General features: G+C 68.5%; 21 protein-coding genes and 2 pseudogenes. 7 read left to right on the forward strand and 16 right to left on the reverse strand.

What is annotated here, in order from left to right; translation table 11 throughout:
* Positions 1 to 953 (forward strand): hypothetical protein (locus STSP_RS03145; RefSeq protein WP_157902769.1); only part of this gene is annotated, 953 nt, incomplete at its 5' end.
* 290 nt (positions 954 to 1,243) lie between these two features.
* On the opposite strand, the gene STSP_RS41095 is transcribed toward STSP_RS03145, so the two are convergent.
* Both STSP_RS41095 and STSP_RS36575 read right to left on the reverse strand, forming a co-directional pair.
* A complete protein-coding gene (locus STSP_RS41095; RefSeq protein ID WP_408646225.1) occupies positions 1,244 to 2,062 on the reverse strand; it encodes an SH3 domain-containing protein in 819 nt (272 codons plus the stop codon).
* A gap of 271 nt (positions 2,063 to 2,333) precedes the next feature.
* A pseudogene (locus STSP_RS36575) lies at positions 2,334 to 3,095 on the reverse strand (ATP-dependent DNA ligase).
* A gap of 34 nt (positions 3,096 to 3,129) precedes the next feature.
* Here STSP_RS36575 and STSP_RS38170 point away from each other — a divergent pair.
* Entirely contained in the window at positions 3,130 to 3,303 is a 174-nt protein-coding gene (locus STSP_RS38170) for a Tn3 family transposase (RefSeq protein WP_107441179.1), read from the forward strand.
* Between the two features lie 40 nt (positions 3,304 to 3,343).
* Here the strand turns inward: STSP_RS38170 and STSP_RS03160 are convergent, their stop codons facing one another.
* The 7 genes from STSP_RS03160 to STSP_RS03190 form a co-directional block, all read right to left on the reverse strand.
* Entirely contained in the window at positions 3,344 to 4,021 is a 678-nt protein-coding gene (locus STSP_RS03160) for a TetR/AcrR family transcriptional regulator (protein ID WP_198547246.1), read from the reverse strand.
* Complete coding sequence (locus STSP_RS03165) at positions 4,014 to 4,418, reverse strand: PaaI family thioesterase (RefSeq protein WP_067271683.1); 405 nt, start codon at positions 4,416 to 4,418, stop codon at positions 4,014 to 4,016. Before STSP_RS03165 ends, STSP_RS03160 begins: the two co-directional genes overlap by 8 nt.
* A 254-nt stretch (positions 4,419 to 4,672) precedes the next feature.
* Entirely contained in the window at positions 4,673 to 5,089 is a 417-nt protein-coding gene (locus STSP_RS03170; RefSeq protein WP_067271685.1) for a hypothetical protein, read from the reverse strand.
* A complete protein-coding gene (locus STSP_RS03175) occupies positions 5,086 to 7,182 on the reverse strand; it encodes a hypothetical protein (protein WP_067271688.1) in 2,097 nt (698 codons plus the stop codon). The genes STSP_RS03170 and STSP_RS03175 overlap by 4 nt, the downstream gene beginning before the upstream one ends.
* Positions 7,179 to 7,517: a hypothetical protein gene (locus STSP_RS03180; protein WP_067271690.1), complete on the reverse strand. Its 339-nt coding sequence runs from the start codon at positions 7,515 to 7,517 to the stop codon at positions 7,179 to 7,181. The genes STSP_RS03175 and STSP_RS03180 overlap by 4 nt, the downstream gene beginning before the upstream one ends.
* 7 nt (positions 7,518 to 7,524) lie before the next feature.
* Entirely contained in the window at positions 7,525 to 9,150 is a 1,626-nt protein-coding gene (locus STSP_RS03185) for a hypothetical protein (RefSeq protein WP_157902770.1), read from the reverse strand.
* Between the two features lie 276 nt (positions 9,151 to 9,426).
* Positions 9,427 to 9,885, reverse strand: coding sequence for a MarR family winged helix-turn-helix transcriptional regulator (locus STSP_RS03190; RefSeq protein WP_198547247.1), 459 nt, complete (start codon positions 9,883 to 9,885; stop codon positions 9,427 to 9,429).
* A gap of 186 nt (positions 9,886 to 10,071) precedes the next feature.
* On the opposite strand from STSP_RS03190, the gene STSP_RS03195 reads away from it, so the two are divergent.
* Positions 10,072 to 11,037: an alpha/beta hydrolase gene (locus STSP_RS03195; protein WP_067271696.1), complete on the forward strand. Its 966-nt coding sequence runs from the start codon at positions 10,072 to 10,074 to the stop codon at positions 11,035 to 11,037.
* Between the two features lie 247 nt (positions 11,038 to 11,284).
* A pseudogene (locus STSP_RS03200) lies at positions 11,285 to 12,229 on the forward strand (alpha/beta hydrolase).
* 547 nt (positions 12,230 to 12,776) lie between these two features.
* Here STSP_RS03200 and cynR read toward each other — a convergent pair.
* Positions 12,777 to 13,685, reverse strand: coding sequence for a transcriptional regulator CynR (cynR, locus tag STSP_RS03205; protein WP_067271698.1), 909 nt, complete (start codon positions 13,683 to 13,685; stop codon positions 12,777 to 12,779).
* Positions 13,686 to 13,809: 124 nt separating this feature from the next.
* Between cynR and STSP_RS03210 the strand changes: the two genes are divergently transcribed.
* Together STSP_RS03210 and cynS are read left to right on the forward strand one after the other, a co-directional pair.
* Positions 13,810 to 14,418: a carbonic anhydrase gene (locus STSP_RS03210; protein WP_067271700.1), complete on the forward strand. Its 609-nt coding sequence runs from the start codon at positions 13,810 to 13,812 to the stop codon at positions 14,416 to 14,418.
* Between the two features lie 111 nt (positions 14,419 to 14,529).
* On the forward strand, positions 14,530 to 15,000 hold the full coding sequence (gene cynS / locus STSP_RS03215; protein ID WP_067271702.1) for a cyanase: 471 nt from the start codon (positions 14,530 to 14,532) through the stop codon (positions 14,998 to 15,000).
* Positions 15,001 to 15,190: 190 nt separating this feature from the next.
* Here the strand turns inward: cynS and STSP_RS03220 are convergent, their stop codons facing one another.
* Positions 15,191 to 16,867, reverse strand: coding sequence for an acetolactate synthase large subunit (locus STSP_RS03220; protein WP_067271705.1), 1,677 nt, complete (start codon positions 16,865 to 16,867; stop codon positions 15,191 to 15,193).
* A 270-nt stretch (positions 16,868 to 17,137) separates the two neighbouring features.
* Positions 17,138 to 17,269, reverse strand: coding sequence for a hypothetical protein (locus STSP_RS40700; protein ID WP_269801020.1), 132 nt, complete (start codon positions 17,267 to 17,269; stop codon positions 17,138 to 17,140).
* On the opposite strand from STSP_RS40700, the gene STSP_RS41100 reads away from it, so the two are divergent.
* Entirely contained in the window at positions 17,263 to 17,520 is a 258-nt protein-coding gene (locus STSP_RS41100) for a transposase (protein WP_157902771.1), read from the forward strand. The two genes, STSP_RS40700 and STSP_RS41100, sit on opposite strands and share 7 nt — an antisense overlap.
* 39 nt (positions 17,521 to 17,559) lie before the next feature.
* Here the strand turns inward: STSP_RS41100 and STSP_RS40705 are convergent, their stop codons facing one another.
* The 4 genes from STSP_RS40705 to STSP_RS39490 form a co-directional block, all read right to left on the reverse strand.
* Positions 17,560 to 17,682: a hypothetical protein gene (locus STSP_RS40705; RefSeq protein WP_269801021.1), complete on the reverse strand. Its 123-nt coding sequence runs from the start codon at positions 17,680 to 17,682 to the stop codon at positions 17,560 to 17,562.
* A gap of 65 nt (positions 17,683 to 17,747) precedes the next feature.
* Positions 17,748 to 18,215, reverse strand: a complete 468-nt coding sequence (locus tag STSP_RS03225; protein ID WP_067271707.1) for a nuclear transport factor 2 family protein — start codon at positions 18,213 to 18,215, stop codon at positions 17,748 to 17,750.
* Positions 18,216 to 18,229: 14 nt separating this feature from the next.
* Entirely contained in the window at positions 18,230 to 19,177 is a 948-nt protein-coding gene (locus tag STSP_RS03230) for a pyridoxamine 5'-phosphate oxidase family protein (protein WP_067271710.1), read from the reverse strand.
* A gap of 110 nt (positions 19,178 to 19,287) precedes the next feature.
* Entirely contained in the window at positions 19,288 to 19,641 is a 354-nt protein-coding gene (locus tag STSP_RS39490; protein WP_067271712.1) for a hypothetical protein, read from the reverse strand.
* Positions 19,642 to 19,802 lie beyond the last annotated feature (161 nt).

The raw sequence follows: 19,802 nt of genomic DNA on the forward strand, positions 1-19,802 counted from the left end.
TCCCAATGACCGTCGAGCTGCACGAGACGGAACCGCCCCTGGACGCCGACGCCTGGGAGGACATCGTCGAGGCGTCGTTCCGACCCGAATCGGACACGACCTATCTCGTGGAGTGGGACTACCCCAGGCATCCGCTCCCCCTCTCCGAGACCTCGTACCGGGTCCGCTACCACTGCCGAGGTATGGACGAGGCGCGCAACGCGGTACGCGACGCGGGCGAACCCGTGCTGGAGGAGTATCTGCTGCGATTCTGGCCAAGCCCGCCGGCCCCTGACCGCGTGGTCAAGGAAACCAGCCGAGCCGCCGCCTATTGGCACGAGTTCGCGCGCAAGCAGCCCCCAGGCCCCACCCCCGAGGAGCGGGCCGAGGCAGAGCGGCAGGCCCGCGAGGAGCAGGAGCACGCCGAGCTTCAAAAGGAGATGGACGCCTGGGGCGGGCGCCTGCCCAGCAACCGACTGCGGGATGTCCGGAACAAGCTCCGGGGGTTCCAGGGCTATCCCAAGGGCCTCGTCGGCCTCGATGCCGCACTCGTGCATGTGATCGACGCCGCAGGTCCCGAGGAACAACGCGCGCTCGCCCACTGGGCAGCGCACCGCGCCTGTGCGACAGCAGGGATCAGCGAAATCGACTGGGTGGCGCGCGGCCTGGCGGAGCTCGACCGGGGCGAGCCCTACTCGCCGCCCCTGGACGACCCACGACGGCTGCGGGACGCCGTGTTCTCCGACGCACGCGTTCCACAGTCCCACGACGGAACCCCCGGCTTGCCCCAGGTCGCCGCCCTCACCGCGCTCTGGGACGCCGCCGCCCCCGACCCCCTCAAGGCGGCGCTGGACGCCCTCCTCGCGGCGGTGGTCACCCATGACACCAACTACCCCCACCTCTTCGCGGAGCTCCGCCGCACCTTCCCGGCGACGGCCACCGCGCCCCAGATAGAGAGGAACGACCGCCAGTAGCACCACCGCGTGCTCACCGTCCGCATCGCGCCCCAGCGCAGCATCCGTGCCCGGCTGGCTAGCTCAGACTGAGGATGGAAAACGCTCAGTGACACGAGCGTCTTTGGCCGGTTCGAGGCCACGAGGGGCAACGAGTCGTGGATCGGGGACGCCCTGCACGGGCCGAAGATCGGGGGGCGGAAGACGTACTTGTTCGCCTTAATCGACGACCACAGCCGGGCGATTGTGGGTTGATGGCTGCGGAGGCACGCATGCTGTGACCAGCAGTGATAGCGAACTGGAGCTGGGTACTAGGCCGTCGACGGGGCGCAATACGCAATGGGAGTAATGAGATACGTCTCCTGGGTAGAGGTGTTGTGGAAGTTGACCGTCCAACTGTCGTCGGGATTGCCGCTCGTGCTCCGATAGCTGTTGACCGGGATGACCTTGCTGGCCGAGAGCCAGCCTCCTGAAATAGCCGTCTGTCCAGCTGGACAGACGGCGACCAACGCCCTCGTATCGTCTGGTCCCAGCGCCGTGGCTTCTCCGTATACGGGGGTGATGTTGGCAGTGCCAGCGGGTCCCTGTGGTCCGGCAGGTCCTTGTGGACCCTGCGGTCCGGCAGGTCCTTGGGGGCCCCTTTCTCCCTGTGGCCCCCGGGGTCCCGGCGGGCCTGGCGGACCTGGCTTGCCGCACGGCGGCACGGCACTAGAGACGCTGACGTAGCGGGCACTCACCCAGCCCGCGCGGTTCGCAAGCTTGTACCATGTTTTATTTCCGCCGACACTTTGTCCGAATGACTTGCACGAGATACTGATACGGGCACCCTTAGCGTAAGTACCGAGGTGCGCAGCCTGAGTTGTCGGCCGGGCGCGGACAATCAGACCAGTCCTCGCCGTAACGATCCCGGCGACTGCCGCTCGGGACATGCTCCGCTCTGCGTGTGTATTACCAACCTTTGATGGGGCCGTACCCGTGAGCCCCTGAGCTGCTACGGGGCCAGACATCTCACACGCGAGCCCAAGGGTCACCGCTCCCAGAACCAGCGGCCAAACCGCAATCCTTCGCATCAAAAGTACCGCGCCTTCCACAGTCTGCGACCAAGGGGACAAAAAGAGAAAAGCGTACATACCTTTGTGAATGTTGCTATGACACGAATTTGATCTCAATGAGTCTCATTGCAGTCCGTTCGGGCGCGCCTGTCTTGGCGGGCAAGGCAACGCACCGGCCCCCACCATCCCCCTGCCCGCCGACACCGCCCCGATCCGCCAGGCCCTCACCTCGCCCGACCCTGCCCGGGCCGCCGTCACCGCCCTGCTCGCCTTCCACGCCCTGCGCGCCGCCGAGATCCGCCACTCTCCAGGCGGCAGTGAGGGCCCGAACCGCCGCCGGTTCGGGCCCTCACACGCGTATCCGCGGGGGACGGAACGTCCAGCCCGTCCAAGGGTGTTCGTCACCAGCGGGGGCCAGCAGGCTGGCGAGGGCGCTACTGTCCGTCTGTGGGAGCGAGGTGGTGCGGCCGGTGTACTGCAGGCGCTCGCCCGTGTCATAGCGCCCCAGGAGCAGACTGCGCGGAGCGGCCAGGGTGCCGGTGACCGCGCCGACGATCGCCTCGGTGGTCTCGCGCACCTTGTGCTTCTGCCACCCGCGCACCGCCGGCCGGTATGGGTCGTCCAGCCGCTTGAAGACGAGCCCTTCCAAACCGACCGCCGTCCAGGACAGCCACTCCCGAGCGGTGTCCGGGTCGGTGGTCGACGGGCACAGCGCCCACGGAGCCGTCAGCCCGTGTTCGACGAACAGCTCCTCCAGCGCCGCCCGGCGCCGCCGGTACGGCCAGGAGATGGTGTCCTGTCCTGCCAGCCGCAGCACGTCGAAGGCGACGAAGTGGGCAGGCCACTCGGCAGCGAGCCGGGCCGCCCCGGCGCCGCGCTGCTGCAGTCAGCCCTGGAGGCGTTCGAACGCCAACCGGCCCAACTCCCACACCACCAGCTCACCGTCCAGCGCCGTTAGATCCGGCAGCTGCGCCGTCCCCGCCGCGATCTCCGGGAACGCCGGCGCCATGTCGGTGCCCCGCCGCGAGCGCAGCACCACACGCGCCCGGTCGACGGAGACTTGCGCTCGCCAGCCGTCGCTCTCCAGACTTTGATATGTCTCATGAGACATCAGCTCGCTGTCTGGGCCACTTCAAAACCGGCGCATGATCGGCAAGCAGCTCAACATCGCCGAGGCCCGCCACCGCCTGGCCCGGCGGATCTTCTTCGGACAGCGCGGCGAACTGCGCCAGCACTACCGCAAGGGCATGGAGGACCAGCCCTTTTTCCGCCCCGCGCGGGCCGGCCCGCCGACCGCTGCGCCAAGCGTCGGCCGATGAGAATGCTAGCGAAGCGGAGCGTTGCCCAGGGCAGAACAGTTCACGTTTCGTAGCGGCCATGGTGCGCGCGTGAGAGGGCGGCGGCGCCCTCGCAGGCGAGGGTGGCGGCATCGTCTGCGTACTGGGTGATGTCGTCGGGCCATTTCGAGGTCGGCTGGAGGATCAGCAGCGAGACGGCACCGTGCAGGCACGCGCAGATGGCCCGGGTCAGCGCCGTCACATCGCCGTGGAGCACGCCAGCGTCGGCGCATCGCTGCACCGTTTCCCGCAGGAATCGGAAGCAGGCGTCGGCGACCTGCTCAGTGGCGGCTGTCGCGGGTCCGGTCGCGACCAGGCGGTAGCGCAGGGGATGGTCGAGCCCGAACCTGATGTAGGCGACACTGCGCTGGTGGAGTTCGGCGAACGGGTCGGTGGTCTGGGCGCTGATGCTCAGCATCCGTCGGCCGAGCTCGTCCCAGACCCCGAGGCACACGGTGTGCAGCAGTTCCAGTCGGTTGTCGAAGTGCAGATATACCGATGGGGTGCTGACCCCGACAGCCTGTGCCACCGCACGGATGGTCACGCCTTCCTCGCCGGCGTCGTCGAGCAGCGTGCCGGCCGCTTCGATGAGCTCGTCCCTCAGTCGGCCGCCGTGGCCTCGCTTGGCGCGACTGCGCCGACGGCCTTCGGTTGTGCTGGCGCGGGTGTCGGCCGTGGTCTGGCCGGGTCCTTTAGTCATGGCGCCTCCGGAGGGCGACGAGTTGAGTGACGCGGACGCAGAGCCGGTCCTTGTCATCCCTGATGTCGATTTCCACGGCGACCGTTGACTTGCCGACGTGCAGCGGGCGGGAGGTCGCGAAGGCGCCGGTGCCGTGTACGGGCCGCAGGAAGTGGGTGGTGGATTCCATGGTCGCGGGGACGGTGTCGGCGGTCCCGTTCAGCGTGGCGCACACGGCGCCGGCTACATCGGCCAGCCCCATCAGTGCCCCGCCGTGCATCGCGGCGCCGACGGTGGACTGCTCGGGCGTGTAGGCGAGTTGCGCGGTGACAGCGTCGGCCTTGAGGGATCCGAAGCGTATCCCGAGCGTCCTGGCGAACGGCGCCAAGGTGTAGACGTCTTGCGCGGTGATGGTCATCGCGGCCCCTCAGGTTCTCGCCGTTAAGTTAACGGTGACATGTTATGTGGACGTCACGGTTCGCGTCCACGCCTGTGGCGCGAGGCTGCAGGGCTGTGCGGTCTTCTGGTGCCGATCGGAGGCGTGCTGAGAGACGCCGAGCTGTCACTCGGATGAGACAACTTCAAGTGTCTGGAGAACCATCCTTCTCCAGATCTTTAGATGTCTCACGAGACAGCGGGCGCATCTCCGACTGAGCTCGATGACGAGCGGGGTCACCGTCGTGGCGTAAGAGATACGACGGTCGCCGACTGGCTCGAGATCTGCTCACGGAGCGCCGCGTTCTCGGCGTACAGGGCGGCGATGACGGTTGCTGCGGCGTCGACCTGATCCTGGAGACGGTCGCGGTCTGTTTGGGCTTGTCGGAGATGCTGGCGTAGTGCGGTGATGGTCTCGGCCTGCTTGCGGTCTTGGGCATGGGCTGGACTGTGCCCGATGCGGTTGTCCCAGTCGGCCAGCACGTTCGTGGCGCGGTTCATGGTGGCGCGGCTGACGCCGGCTTCCCGCCAGAGGTTGTTCTTGGTGAGTTTGCCGTCGGTGCGGGCTGGGCGGCCGGCGAAGAGCCGTTCCATGGCGTCGCGCAGAGCGCGTTCTGTGCGGGGTGAGACGCTCGGACGCTCGGCTGAGGTCATGAGGTGGTCCTTCGCAGGACGTGATCGACTTCGTTGAGTTGCTCGGTCAGTTGCTTGCGGCGATTGGCCGGGAGCTTCGGGGTGGCTAGCAGATCCTGGATGGAGGCTCGCTCGGCGGTCCAGATCGGCAGATGCGCGGGGGCGATGATGCTGCGTGCGCTGCGGGCGGGTTGGCACCGGTCGATGAGAGGGCCTTGATGGCCTTGGGGAACGACGGCGTCCTCGAGGCATTTGGCGCCGACGGGGTTGGCTTCGTCCATCGTGCAGTGGTTGAGCTTGCCGAAGCGCACGGTGAGGTGGACTTGGCGGAGGAGGCCGTACTCGACCCGGAGATCTCCGCGCTGGGCTTTCTGGTTGGCGCGGAGGTGCTCGGCCTGGGTTCGTACGGTGGTGAAGGCGCCGCGGAGCTGGTCAGCGCCCGGGCCGTAGCCGATGTTCTCGCCTCGTCCGTCGGCGTCGAAGAGTTCCTTGAGCTGCTCGAAGCGGCGCTCGCTGATGGCGGTGGTGAGGTGGCTGGCCCAGGCCGGGGATGGTTCGGTGTAGCCCTGGGTGGTGGTGTTGGCGAGCGCGCGCGTTGCGGCGTGTTTGAGCTGCATTCCGAGGGCGATCTCCGATCCGGGGAAGTCCCGGGTAAGCATGGCCATGGTGCGTCGGAACATGTGAGGGCTCAGCTTCTGCTCGGGAATGGCCGGCAGACCGGTGATGTCCCGGTGGCGATTGACGTGCTGAAGGAAGCTCGTGATCGCCTGGCAGCTGTCCAGGTGGGCGATGGGCGACTTGGCCTGTACTGAGGCGAAGGCGAGCGTGTCGTGTACGGAGAGCTCGGCGGCCGTCTGGATGGCCTGGGCGACCGGTTCGATGATCCACCAGTGCTTGACGGGCAGGTTGGGGTTGAGTTTGTGCAGGGTCGACTTCACTGCCGGGCTGCCGTAGTGCTCGACGACCGAGTCCTTGAGGATTTCCCGGACCTCGCTGTCCCGCATCATCGACAGCGCGGTAACGAACACCGGAGCCGCATTGCGCAGCGCTGTGAACTCGATCCAAAGGCGCTGCGGATAGAGGCTCATGCACCAGGGCCCCGCGGTGCCGTCCTTCCGGTCGACCTGGGTGAGGTCGCAGAGCAGACCACTCTGCGTACGCCCCTCGGCGGCCAGTTCCTCGACACGCGCGCGCAGTTGGCGTCCGTGCGGTGCGGTTGCGGCGAAGACGGTGGTGGGCTGCGCGACGCCGATCATTGCCGCCAGCACGGACCAGTTCACGATCGTGGTGGCGTTCTTGTTCCGCGTCATGTCGTTCGCCAGCCACACCGGAATGCGGTGGGAGGGGTCGGCCAGCCACTTCTCGCACAGCTGGCGTGCCTCGGGTAGAGGGACTGGACGGGCGGTTGCTTGAAGGTCCCGCCAGTAGGCGCGGGCCCGCAGGATGTCGGGCCCGAAGGTGTCGATGTATGTCCAGGCAGAGTGGATGAGGGGAAACCAGGTCTGCGGCGGGATGACGGGCGTTCGCAGCGGCCTGTTGCGCGACAGCTCGAGTACCTGGGCACCGGTTTGTCCCGGCCACGGGTCCGCGGTGAGCCCGCCATGCGTGAGCGCGGGCGCCAGTCGGTGCAGCAGCTTGATGGTCAGGATGTGGGGCCGGACCGCGGTCAGGTCAAGGTGTTCGCGGCGGTCGGTGAGGTAGCGGTGGAAGTCGGCTGTTGACCATTGGCCGAAGTCCTCGGGCAGGCCCTCGCCGGCTCCGAACGTAGCCAGTGCGCGCAGGATGCCGACGTGCCGCTGCACCGTGCCGACCTTGCGTGGCCGAGGCTGCAGATGGAGCCCTCGGGCCAGGATCTTGGGATGGCGTGGGTTGAACTCGATCATTGCCAGCTCGCGGGCGAGCAGGTTCTGCACCTCGGTGAGCTGCATGAGCGTCAGACGCCATTGCCCGGGCACGAGCCGGGCAGGGCGGCGCAGTACGTCGTTGAAGTCCCAGGTCTGCGTCTCCCCGAACAAGAGTGGACGTGCCCTGGGCAGTAACGGCAGGGACTGCAGGACCGGTTCGTCGTCCGCGAAGACGCCGGGGCGGCCGGATGGGGCCGGCAGGCCGCTCATACGTCGAACTCCACCTGCGAGGAGATGGGGAGTTGCAGCGTCAGGCCCTCGTCGGCGATGCGCTGGCGGGCCCGGGAGATCTCGGCGTCGGTACGCAGGCCGAGGACTTCGGTCAGGTTGGCGTGGCTCTGTCCCCACAGGGCGTGAAAGTGGCGCGGGGCGAGCCGGTGACGCAGCTGTTCCAGATGGGCGGCGAACAGCAGAAGTTGAGGAAGGTTGGACGGCAGGATGAACGCATTGCGGCATTCCAGGCAGCGGGTCGGGGCGACCGGGCACATCTGCCCCGGGCGCCCGAACGGGGAAGTGAAGGGGTCGCGGCAACTGGAGACGCCCATGTCGAGTTCACCGGCTCGCAGCTGCTCGATATCCTGCGCCGATAGCCCCAGTGCCGCTTCGGCTTCCGGATCCTGGAGGGACTGTTCTTGGTCGAGGACGACCGGGCCCGCGAGGGCCTTGGACAGCCAGTGCTGTTGTGGCCGTGGTGATGACCTGGCCTGCGATGACGCGCAGCGTGGTGCCGTGGGCGTAGCTGCGGCGGAACGTCTCCTCGGTGTGGTCGTCGGCGATGTCGCTGATGCGGCCCTTGAAGGTCAGGGCTTTCTCGACCTTGCCGGACTTCCGCAGCCGGCGGATGTCCGCTGGCCCGTCGATGCGGACGTTGTGGATGTCCAGCTTGCCGACCATGTGGTCCAGCAACGTCGCCATCGGAAGCTTTCGAGCCTTGATGTCGTCAAGGGCCTCACGCGTGAGGTAGATGAGAAGCCGCAGGGCGAACGTGTGCCGCAGATCGTGATAGCACCAGCAGTGCCGCGGAAGGACCGGGGCCTCCCGGTCGCTCGACCACTGCTGCATCCGTTCCCAGGCCCGCCAGCGCACCCGGTCCCAGCCGGAGAACGACAACATCGCCCCGCCCTGCCCGAGGAACACCGCGAGCGGATCCAGACCGTCCCCGGTCTCCAGTACGGCGATGCGCCGCAGCTCAGGATCCATGTCCTTGATCACGCGGGTGACCGTGCACCCGTCCAGGACCCCGCGGATCCTCGTGCTGTCCGCGTCCAGGCGCTGGATGACGAACAGTTCCCGGCTGCGACGGCGCAGCGCGCGCTGCGCCTTGGCCACGATCCGGGGGCGCTCGAGCAGCAGGTAGGGGTCCAACAAGGCCATCGCGCCGAGCGGAACGTACGCCGAGCGCGGGCGCTGGTACTTGGCGCAGGCAGCCAGATCGACGTCCGCGATCGTGGGCTTCGGCCCGCCGGCAAGGCCGAGTTCGGGCAGCAGCAGGGTGGACCACTCCTGAAGGCGCATGCCCGTCAGCAACGCCAGCTCGCACGCGGCACGATTGCGGTGCGGCCACCATCCACGGAACGTGCCGTCCAGGCCGGCGTCCGGCCGCAGCCCCCCGAATCCAACGTCACGGCAGAACAGGTACTGCTCGAGTTCCATGTGGCGCACACGCAGGTCACGGCTGACACCGCTGCCCAGCGAGGCCGTACGGCCGGTGGGGCGCCACGGCCGCCCAGGGACCTGACCACGCTGGACCAGGTAATCGTAGAGCTGGCCGAGCGCTGCCGAATCACGATCCCAAGCGGCCTGTCCGACCGTCTCCTCGGCTTGCTCCCGCCGCCACAACCGAAACTCCAGCAGGTCCGCCTCGCTCGCCGAGACGAAATCGCGGCTACGGGTGGCCAGGAAGTTGAACAACATCAACGCGGTGTACGCGTATGCCTTCATCGTCTTCGCATCACGGCCCGCGAGGCCCATCGCGCGGAACCAACTGGTCAGCGGTTCGACCGGGCGCATCGTGTCATCGAGCAGGATCGGGGTGCCCCGGGGCAGTCGGCGTCGCTCGAAGAGCTCGCTCAGCTCTGCATAGCTCCGCCCCGCGACCGCACCCACCTTCCAAACTCGGCGCTGGTCCACGAAGAACAACCGCACAAGACCCCCGAGAGCAGCCCCAACATCCGACATTCCGCTCAACGGACGAATGGCCGACGAGGAAACTGCCGCAGCAAGGTTCGGGACACGGACGCCGAGTCAGCCGAGCTACCGGTCTGTAGCCAACTGCATCCCCGACCGCGACGCGGACGGGGACGGGGACGGGATCTACATCTCGTTCGCCACGCAGAACTGGCGGAAGGCCATCCGTCCCGGCGAGGGTGTTCCGCCATCTCCCCGTCGAGGTGTCGCGCGATCGTCCGGCGCGCGCATTTCGTGAACCAGAGTGCGCGCGCCGCGCCCGGTGCCTCAGTCGTGGGTGACGTTCCCGGTGAGCAGGCGGAGCAAGTGCTTCGCGGTGGCGTCCTGTTCGGGGGTAAGACCCATGGCCTCGCCGATGGCCAGCGGGACGGCGCGGGCCTTCTCCTGAAGGTCCGCGCCGGCCGGGGTGAGGCGTACGGCGACGGAGCGTTCGTCCTCGGCGCGTCGTTCGCGGCGAATCAGGCCGCCGGCCTCAAGGCGCTTGAGGAGCGGCGAAAGGGTGCTGGATTCCAGCTGGAGCGCCGTGCCTAGCTCCCGTACGGAGACCGAGCCCTGCTCCCACAACACCAGCATGACGAGGTACTGCGGGTAGGTCAGCCCCAGCTCGTCGAGCAGTGGACGGTAGCGGGTCGTGACCGCCCGCGAGGCCGCGTACAGGGCGAAGCAGAGCTGGTCCTGAAGCAGCAGCGAACCTACTGCGGCGTCGTCGCGCGTGTTCTGGCCCATGAGCGCCGTCCTTACCTCTGATGATCGGCCAGGTACATCCTACCCATTCCAAGCGCCCTCGACTATGTCTTGGTCGATTCAGTTGTGCACGACTAAATTGAGCGCTACGGTGTTCTCGTGACCGCCGAACGGCCGGACACATCCCTCGCCGAGGCTGCCGCCCCGGTATCAGTCCAAGGAGTCCCCATGCCCGAGAACATCACCGGCCCCGTGCTGGAACCGGCCGCCGCCGCGTTCGCCGAGGCCACCGCCAACCCGCCGTATCTGTTCGACCTCGGTCCGGTCGAGGGCCGCAAGGTGGTCGATGAGGTCCAGTCCGGCGAGATCGCCAAGCCCGAGATCGCCGAGGAGTGGGTGGCCGTGCAGGGCGGGCCCACCGGCATCGTCCGGGCGCGCATCGTCCGTCCCGTCGGTGCCGCCGGTCCGCTGCCCGTTGTCCTCTACATCCACGGTGCGGGCTGGGTCTTCGGCAACGCCCACACCCACGACCGCCTGGTGCGCGAACTCGCCGTCGGCGCGAACGCCGCCGTCGTCTTCCCCGAGTACGACCTCTCGCCCGAGGCCCGCTACCCCGTCGCGATCGAGCAGAACTACGCCGTCGCCCGCTGGGTCGTCACTGACGGCGCTTCAAAGGGCCTGGACCCCACCCGGATCGCGGTGGCCGGTGACTCGGTCGGCGGCAACATGGCCGCCGCACTGACCCTGATGGCCAAGCAGCGCGAGGATGTCCCCCTGGTGCAGCAGGTGCTGTTCTACCCCGTCACCGACGCCGCGTTCGACACCGGCTCCTACCACCAGTTCGCCGAGGGCTACTTCCTGCGCCGGGACGCCATGCAGTGGTTCTGGGACCAGTACACGACCAACGAGGCCGAGCGCGCCCAGATCACCGCCTCCCCGCTGCGCGCCACGACCGAGCAGCTCACCGGTCTGCCTCCGGCCCTGGTGATCACCGGCGAGGCCGACGTCCTGCGCGACGAGGGCGAGGCGTACGCCAACAAGCTCCGCCAGGCGGGCGTCCCCGTCACCGCCGTCCGCTACCAGGGCGTCATCCACGACTTCGTCATGCTCAACGCCCTGCGTCAGACCCACGCCGCCGAAGCTGCCATCAGCCAGGCCATCGACACACTGCGCACCGCACTCGGCACCGCCTGAGCGCGCTCAGCCACATCCGGCGCCCGTAACACCCCCGCACTACACCCGGCCGGACCGCCCGGGTCCCGCCTCAGTACCCGCGTTGCGCGCGCCCTGCGCCACGCACCAGTTTCCCATGCGCACCGCTCCTGTCCGAATCCACCGCAAGATCGCCGTCGCCGCAGCAGCCGCCCTCATCGCCGGGGTGACCATCACCGCCCACGCGTCGGCCTCACCTGCTGCACCGTCCGCCACCACAACCGCGCCGGTGCTGGAAAAGGACGCCCAGGCGTTCGCCGACGCGGCCGCGAAGAACCCGCCTATCTACACCCTGTCCTATGGCGACGCCCGCAAGGCACTCGACAGCGCACAGGCCGGCCCCGTAGGCAAGCTCCCGGCGGACATCAGCCACCGCACCCTCAAGGTGGGACCCACCGGCGAGGTGACCATCCGGATCGTCCGCCCCGCCGGAGTGAGCGGCAAGCTCCCGGCCGTCATGTACTTCCACGGCGGCGGCTGGGTCCTCGGCAACGAGAACACCCACGACCGGCTGGTGCGGCAGATCGCCAACGGCGCCCGCGCTGCGGTCATCTTCGTCGACTACACGCCCTCGCCCGAGGCGCGCTACCCCATCGCCATCGAGCAGGCGTACGCGGCCACCAAGTGGGTCGCCGAGCACGGCGACGAGATCAACGTCGACGGCTCCCGGATCGCCGTCGCCGGCGACAGTGTCGGCGGCAACATGACCGCCGCCGTCACCCTCATGGCCAAGCAGCGCCGCGGCCCTGCCCTGCGCGAGCAGGTGCTCTTCTACCCGGTCACCGATGCCAACTTCAACACGGCCTCCTAGCGGGAGTTCGCCGACGGGCCCTGGCTGACCCGCAAGGCCATGAAGTGGTTCTGGGACGCCTACGCCCCCAACGCCAAGGACCGCAAGCAGATCCTTGCCTCGCCACTGCGCGCGAGCCTCAACCAGCTCGAAGGCCTGCCCAAGGCCCTGGTCATCACCGACGAGGCCGACGTCCTGCGCGATGAGGGCGAGGCGTACGCCGCCAAGCTCCGCGCCGCCGGCAACGACATCACCACCGTCCGCTACCAGGGCATCATCCACGACTTCGCCATGCTCAACGCCCTCGCCCACACCAACGCCGCCAAGACAGCCGTCGACCAGGCCAACCACTTCCTCTACACCGGCCTTCACACCGGCTCCTGACCCCCGCTCCAGAGCGGACCGGCTCCGGCCGTGCCGCCGAGCCCGGCCCGCGGCGGGGAGCGTGAGAACCAGCCCGACCCCCGCCGGCGCACGGGACGGCGCCGCCATCGACGCCGCCTTCGCCCAGCCGCAGCCGGACTGCAGAGCCAGTGGAACGTGGTCCGCAACCCGCCCGCGGGCCCAAAGACCCAGAGAAGCACCAGAGATGCCGCCGCGCCCTTCCCTGACCCACTACTTAGCGGGTCCGGGAAGGGCGCGGCGGCATTCGCCTATCAGATGCCCCGGTGGCCACACGTATCCACGGCCCGCCCTCAAGCCGCAAGAAATCGCTGGTACTCCCGAACGCGGGGCCTGTGTCCTGCCCGGCTGCCGCCCGCGACGGTGACAGCGGCGTCCGTGACCGACCGCGAGAGCTGAGCGAGCCGTGCGGGCCTTGTCAGTCGATCAGAGGGCGTGCCGTACGAAGGAAGAGTTCCACAGCTCGACCCGTCCGCTCGACAGACGGCGTCCCTGTGCCATGGGGCCACAGCCCGCTGCCTCCGCGACCTCACGGAGAGGAGGAGTATCCGCTGGAGGCGACCCATTGTCGGGTGAGGTGGGTGAAAGCCCGGGCGGCAGCGCTTTGGTAGGAGCCCGAGCGGCAGAGCAGAGTGACAGTGCGCTCGGGCAGGGGCGGGTCGAGGGGTATGGCACGCAGATGCGGGTGATCTCGGGTGATGGCCTCGGGCAGCACAGATGCCAGAGGGGTGCGCTGGATCATTTCGGTGACGGCATTGACCGAGTTGGCTTCCATCGCGATGCGCGGTGTGGTGCGGTGCTGATCGAAGTAGGTGTCGATGTGCCTGCGTGTGGCGAAGTCGCTGCTGAGCACGGCCAGGGGGCGGTCTTCCAGTTCTCGCACGGGTAGCGGGTCTGTCCGGTCGGCGTAGGGGTGGTGCGTGCCGACGACGAGGCTGAGGGCTTCGGTGAACAAGTCGTCCGTGGTGATGCCGGGCAGGTGGGCACCGCGAAAGGCGATCCCGAGGTCGAGGTCGTCGGCAAGGAGGGCGGACTCGATGCGGTCCTGTGTCATCTCCCTGATGCTCAGGGTGATGCCGGGATGTCGGACGTGGAACTGTCCGGTGAGGGGGCCGATGAGGTAGGCGGTGAACGTGGGGGTGACCGCCAGGCGCAGGCTGCCGCGGGAGAGGTCGGCCACGTCGTGGACGGCGCGTTCGGCAGCGGCGAGTTCCTGCAGGGCGCGACGGGCGTAGTGGATGTAGGTCTCGCCGGCATCGGTGAGGCGCACCGCACGACCCGTGCGGTCCAGCAACTGCGTGCCCATCAGGCGTTCCATCTGTCTGATCTGCTGGGACAGGGTCGGCTGGGAGATGTGCAGGACTTCGGCGGCGCGGGTGAAGCTGCCTTGTTCGGCGACGGCGAGCAGATAGCGCAGATGACGTAGTTCGAAGCCCATGACATCACTATAGATGAGGCCAATAGATCTTATATTCAGGGCGTCTTGGACTCTATAAGCACAGTTCATGCATGGTGGATTTCGTCAACCCGCACCAGTCGGGCACTGGCCGAAAGGAGTGATCATGCAAGACCTCGCCGAGGGAGTCGCACATTTCCAGCGGGGCGTCTTCCCCGCCCAGGCGGCGCACTTTCAGCGCCTGGCCACCACGCACCGGCCCAGCACCCTGTTCATCAGCTGCTCCGACGCCCGCGTCATACCGGAGCTGATCACACAGAGTGAGCCGGGCGAGCTGTTCGTCATTCGGACGGCCGGAAACCTGGTGCCCGCCTACACCCCGAACGCTGATGGGATCGCGGCGAGCATCGAGTACGCCGTCGCCGTCCTGGGCGTGTCCGACATCGTCGTCTGCGGGCATTCCGCCTGTGGCGCGATGACCGCCCTGGCGGACGACCACGACCTCGCCGCCCTGCCGGCCGTCGCCCATTGGCTGCGGCATGCGGAGGCCTCCCGGGTCCGTACGGCCTGTGCCGAGCCCGGCGAGGACAAGGTGAGCGTCCTGGTACGGAACAACGTGATCGCTCAGCTGGCAAACCTGGCGACGCACCCCAGCGTCGTCCGGGCACTGGCGGCGAAGACCCTCACGCTGCACGGCTGGGTCTACGACATCCCCACCGGCGCGGTCGACCAGCTCGACCCGGTCACGGGTTGCTCCGCCGCCCTAGCGGCCTGAGCTGCCCTGGCCCTTTCGTCCAGGCCGCCGTCCGGCGGCCTGATCCCCCGACCGTATGACTCCGCTGAGCTCGCTGTAGGGCGGGCCGGCATGTTGGAAAGGAACACCCTCATGGTGCACGCTCAGTTCGACCCTGCCGCCCGGCAGGCCCTGGCCGCTGTGGTTGTCGAGGCCAAGACGCGCAAGGACCTGACCTGGCAGCAGATCGCCGACGCCAGCGGCCTGTCGGTCGCGTTCACGACCGCCGCGCTGCTGGGTCAGCATCCGCTGCCGGAGGCCGCCGCCAGGGCGGTCGCCGAGCTGCTGGAGCTGGATGAGGAGGCGGCCGTGCTGCTGCAGGCCATCCCGACACGGGGCTCCATTCCCGGCGGCGTCCCGACCGACCCGACGATCTACCGCTTCTACGAGATCGTCCAGATCTACGGCACCACGCTCAAGGCCCTGGTCCACGAGCAGTTCGGTGACGGCATCATTAGCGCGATCAACTTCAAGCTCGACGTGAAGAAGGTCGCCGACCCCGAGGGCGGCGAGCGCGCGGTGATCACCCTGGACGGCAAGTACCTGCCCACCAAGCCCTTCTGACCCAGCCGTCCGCCGTGCCGGCGGCCGCTGCCGATAGGCGCCCGGGCCGGCTCGCCGATTCGCTTCGGGCGACCAGGGCCACCATTACAGGGCTCCCCCGCCGCTTCCCGCGCCCCCAGCACGACATGGGGTCGCGGTGAGGCGGCGGTGCCTTGCGCTCACTTGTGCCACGGGATCAGTCAGAACGACGTCAGAGTGCGGCGTCCAGTTGGCCGAGGCGGGCGGTGAGCCTGAGGTTTTCGCTGTAGTCGACGGGGCAGGCGATGATGGAGACTCCGGGGTCGTCCAGTGCTGTTCGCAGTGTGGGCAGCAGTTCCTCCGCGGCGGCAATCCGATATCCCGTGGCTCCGAAGCTCTCCGCGTAGCGGACGATGTCGGGATTGCCGAAGGCGGTGGCGTCGTGTTCGCCTAGCGTCAGGTCCATCTTCCACTCGATGAGCCCGTAGCCGTTGTCCTCCCAGATCAGCACGGTGAGCGGGATAGCTTCGCGGACGGCAGTTTCGATCTCCTGGGAGTGCATGAGGAACGAGCCGTCGCCGACCGCGGCCAACACCTTGACGTCCGGTTCGGCCAGGGCCACGGCGAGCGCCCCGGGCAGTGCGAAGCCCATTGCGGACAGGCCGTTGGAGATCAGGCAGGTGTTGGGCGCGTACGTGGGGTACAGCCGCGCCATCCACATCTTCAGGGCGCCGGTGTCGACGAGTACGACATCGTCGCGACCCAGAGCGGTGCGGGTGTCGGCAACGATGCGCTGCGGTGCGAGCGGGTACCGGCCGTCGGCACATCCGCGATCCAGCTCGGCTTGCACCATTTCGCGACACCTGGCCGGGGCCGGGCCGCGGAAGCGGTCGGAGACGGCGGCCGACAGCGCGTCCAAGGACTGCGAGATGTCGCCGATGATGCCAAGGTCGATCGAGTAGTGCGCGTCGACCTCAGCGGGGAAGCGGTGCACGTGGATGATTTTCTTGTCGCGTTGGGGGTTGATCCGGGCGGGGTCGAACTCCTGCAGTTCATAGCCGACGGCGATGATCAGGTCGGCCGCGTCGAAACCGAAGTTGGTGTAGTCGCGGCGCATGAAGCCGATCGAGCCCATGGAGTTGATGAGGTCGTCGGCAATGACTCCCTTGCCATGGAAAGTGGTTGCCACCGGCAGTCCGAGGGAGCCGGCGAAAGCGGTGAGCGATGTGGCCGCGGCGTTGCGGGCCGCGCCATGGCCGGCCAGCACGATGGGGTGGCGAGCGTTGTGCAGGAGTGCTGCGGCGCGGGCGATCTGGGCCGGCGACGGTGCCTCGGCGCGCACCACGTACCGAGGCAGCGGTTGCAGCTCGGCGGCGGCGGGCGCGGCATCGACGTCCTCGGGTACCGCCAGGTACACCGCGCCGGGCCGCTCAGTTTCGGCGGTCTTGAACGCGCGGCGCAGCATTTCGGGGATCGCGCTGGCGCTGGGGACGCTGGCCGACCACTTGGTGATTGGAGCGAACATGTTGACCAGGTCAACGAACTGGTGGGTTTCCTTGTAGTTGCGGTTGTGGCCGACCTGCGCCGACAGGGCAACCAAGGGGGTGCTGTTCGTCATGGCGTCGGCGACACCGAGCTGAAGGTTGATGGCTCCCGGGCCGAGCGTGGCCGAGACGACCCCGGCCCTACCGGTGACCCGGCCGTACATCTCGGCCATGAACGAGGCGGCCTGTTCGTGGCGGGTCAGGATGTATCGGATGCCGGAGCGCGCCAGGGCGAAGGTCAGGTGAAGGTTCTCCTCGCCGGGAAGGCCGAAGACGACGCGGACACCTTCGTTCTCCAGGCAGCGGACCAGCAGTTCCGCTGCGCTGTGCTGATCCCGGTCTGAGAATTCGCTGGGCCCGGTCATGGCACGCCTTCCTTGCCGGGGGCCATATCCAAGCTACGCCTCCCTCCGGGTCCGGACCCACCGCAGTCGCGTGGGGGCCGCGTGGGCTGGCCGGGGGGCACTCCGAGTCCGTCACACCGTGATCACCGGCGCCTAGAGCATGGCGCGCGAGGTGGCCGATGCAAGGTCGGCGCTGCCGCGCGTTCTGGTGGCTGTGGACCACCATGCTCGTCAAACCGGCTCGGCGGCTTCGCAGTGGTCCTCCTGTTTCGCCGGTTTCGTCACCGCGCTCTACGGCGTCGGCGGCGCCGTGGCGCGGTCGCCGGTGGCGTGCTCGCGGACCGCCTGGGCAGGCGGGGTGTCCCTGCTGGCATGGCCGATGGGATCGCCGAACTCGTCGCCGAGGTGGGTACGTTGTGGCACAAGCGGCACCACGCCAGGCTTCCCGTCGCCGCCGTACGGATCTGGACTGGGAGTTCAGCGAGCGCTGCCTGCCGATCGGCAGGTTCGCCCCCGTACCTCGCGCGGTCACCGCGGCGGTTCGCGGCTTGGCGGTGAAGGACGGGCGGCAGTGGCGGGAGATGCCGGGCGAGTTCGGTGCCTGGCCGACCGTCCACAACCGATTCCGGCAAGGGAGAGACGCCGACGTCCTCAAAGCCGGTTGGAGGGGCTGATCGCTGAAGCGAAGCAGGGTGAGGTGGGCCTGTCCCTGGTCACTGGTGCGACGAGGACGGGAAATCGCCCAGGAGGGCCAGCTTCGGTGCGCCAGGCTCACCGGTTTCCCGGTAGAACACCCGGTATCCAGTTACGTCGATGGTGCGGAAGCTGAGGGTCATGGCCATTCACTCATTGCTGTGCCCTGCTCAGGCGCCGTCATGGGCACTTGGGATGTGCGGTGGTTTCAGGCGAGGGGGAGGTCGTGCCCGGGGCCGCGCTCGCTGTCGGGGCGGGGGCCGAAGTAGCGGCGGTCTTCCTCGTTGATGGGCAGGTCGTTGATGCTGGCCTCGCGGCGGCGCATCAGACCGTTGTCGGCGAACTCCCACAGTTCGTTGCCGTAGGAGCGGAACCACTGGCCTTCGGCGTTGTGCCATTCGTACTGGAAGCGGACGGCCATCCGGTTGCCACGGAAGCCCCACAGGCTCTTGCGCAGGACGTAGTCGAGTTCGTGTTCCCACTTGGCGGTCAGGAACTCGGTGATTTTTTCGCGGCCGGTGACCAGGACATCGCGGTCACGCCAGGCGGAGTCCTCGGTGCAGGCGAGGGCGACCTGACGCGGGTCGCGGGTGTTCCAGGCGTCTTCGGCGGCTTGGACCTGGGCGAGGGCGCTGTCGATGTCGAACGGAGGAAAGGGCAGGCGGCTGTCGGTCATGGCGGGGCGGTCCTTCATTGTGCGGTGGGCTGGTCGGTCAGCGGCGGGTTGTCGGGGGCTGCGGTAACTGCGTCTGCCTGGAGTGGCAGGGGGCGGCCGGCCACGAGATGGCGGGGGGTGAAGTGGACGCGGCGGCCGGTGCGGTCGTCGTCGCCGGGGATGCCCGTGCGGGTCCATTCCAGGGCGGCCAGACCGGACAGGTGCAGGGTGTGGCCGGTGGTGAAGTCGCAGAAGAGCAGGGCTGCGGTGGGGTCGGCCTGAAGATTGCCGAGGGTGTTGAACATGTTGTTGCCCCAATAGTCGGGCCACCACAGTCGTCCGTCCTCGACGCGGACGAATCCGGGAGGACCGCCGCGGTGTGAGGCGTCGTTGCCGCGGGTGGGGTGGGTGGTGCCGATCAGGAAGGTGTCGGACCGACGGATCAGGCCGATGTCGCTGGCGGCGAGGGTGTCGGCGATCCGGACCGGCTCCCTGTGAGGGATACCTGCGGGCGTGGCGTGGAGTTGCCGGCTCTGGATGTACTGGGGGCAGTTGCCGTATGCCTGCTCCACGTCGATGCGCAGGCCGTCGCTCCCGGTGTCTGAGAGGGTGCCGTTGATCCGCAGGCGTCTGCGGGTGGCGTACTCGACCACGATCAGCCCGGCCGGCTGGGCCGCCGGTAGGTGATGCAGTGGGTCGCCTTCGGCGGGCAGTGCCCGCACGGTGAGGGCTGCCGGCGAGGCGACGTGGAGGAACCCGGGCGGGCCGGTGAGCGGGGAGACCCACAGCGTGCCGTCCTTGGCGCGGGCGGTGATCGCGGCGAAGGTCCGCTCGCCCAGGAATCGGGCCACGCCGCCGCGCAGCTGGGCGGGGGCCAGCATGCCGGAGAGCCGTGCCGCGTCCATGGCTACGCCTGCCTGAAGCTGGACGTCCAGCTCGCCGTCGTGGAAGCCCACCGGGGTGCTACGCGCCGGGTCTGTCATCGTTTTTCCTTTCACGGGCGGTCGGGGGTGTCGCCGACCGGCGGGCGAGGGGGGCCGCCGGCCTGGCCCCCGGTCGGGGGGTGGGGCCGGGCCGGCGGGGCGGGTGCGGGTCAGACCGCGGAGCGCGGCGTGACCACGGGCCGGTCGTTGTCGACCTTGGCGAGCATGTTGAAGTGGTTCATCAGGACGTTCAGGGCCAGGTGGGCGACGACCCCGCCGATCTCGGCGTCCGAGGCGCCCGCGTCGCGCGCGGCCTGCAGGGCGCCGTCGTCGACACGGTCGCGTCCGCACGCGGTCAGCCCGCCCGTTCGGCGCGGAAGAGGGGGACGGCGAGGACAGCGGCGAGCAATGCGGTGGCGCCGGAAGGCAGTGAGCGCGACGCTGAAGCCGGCCGTGAGCAGGGACTGGAAGGCGAGGCTTCCCAGGCCAAAGCCGGTGAACAGGGCGAAGACGTTCAGGCCCATGGCTTGGCCGCGGGGGCCGGGCAGGTCGGTGACAATGCCGCCCAGGGTTTGAGGGCCGGCTTTTGGGGCCCCGGAGGTTGATCGTGGGTTCGGTTCCCGTTGCCTGCTCGTGCAGCCCTGCAACAGCGCGCTCAGTGGCCGCCCGGTTCAGGCGCTTCGAC

The organism is Streptomyces jeddahensis (assembly GCF_001642995.1).
In the GTDB taxonomy this organism is placed as follows: domain Bacteria; phylum Actinomycetota; class Actinomycetes; order Streptomycetales; family Streptomycetaceae; genus Streptomyces; species Streptomyces jeddahensis.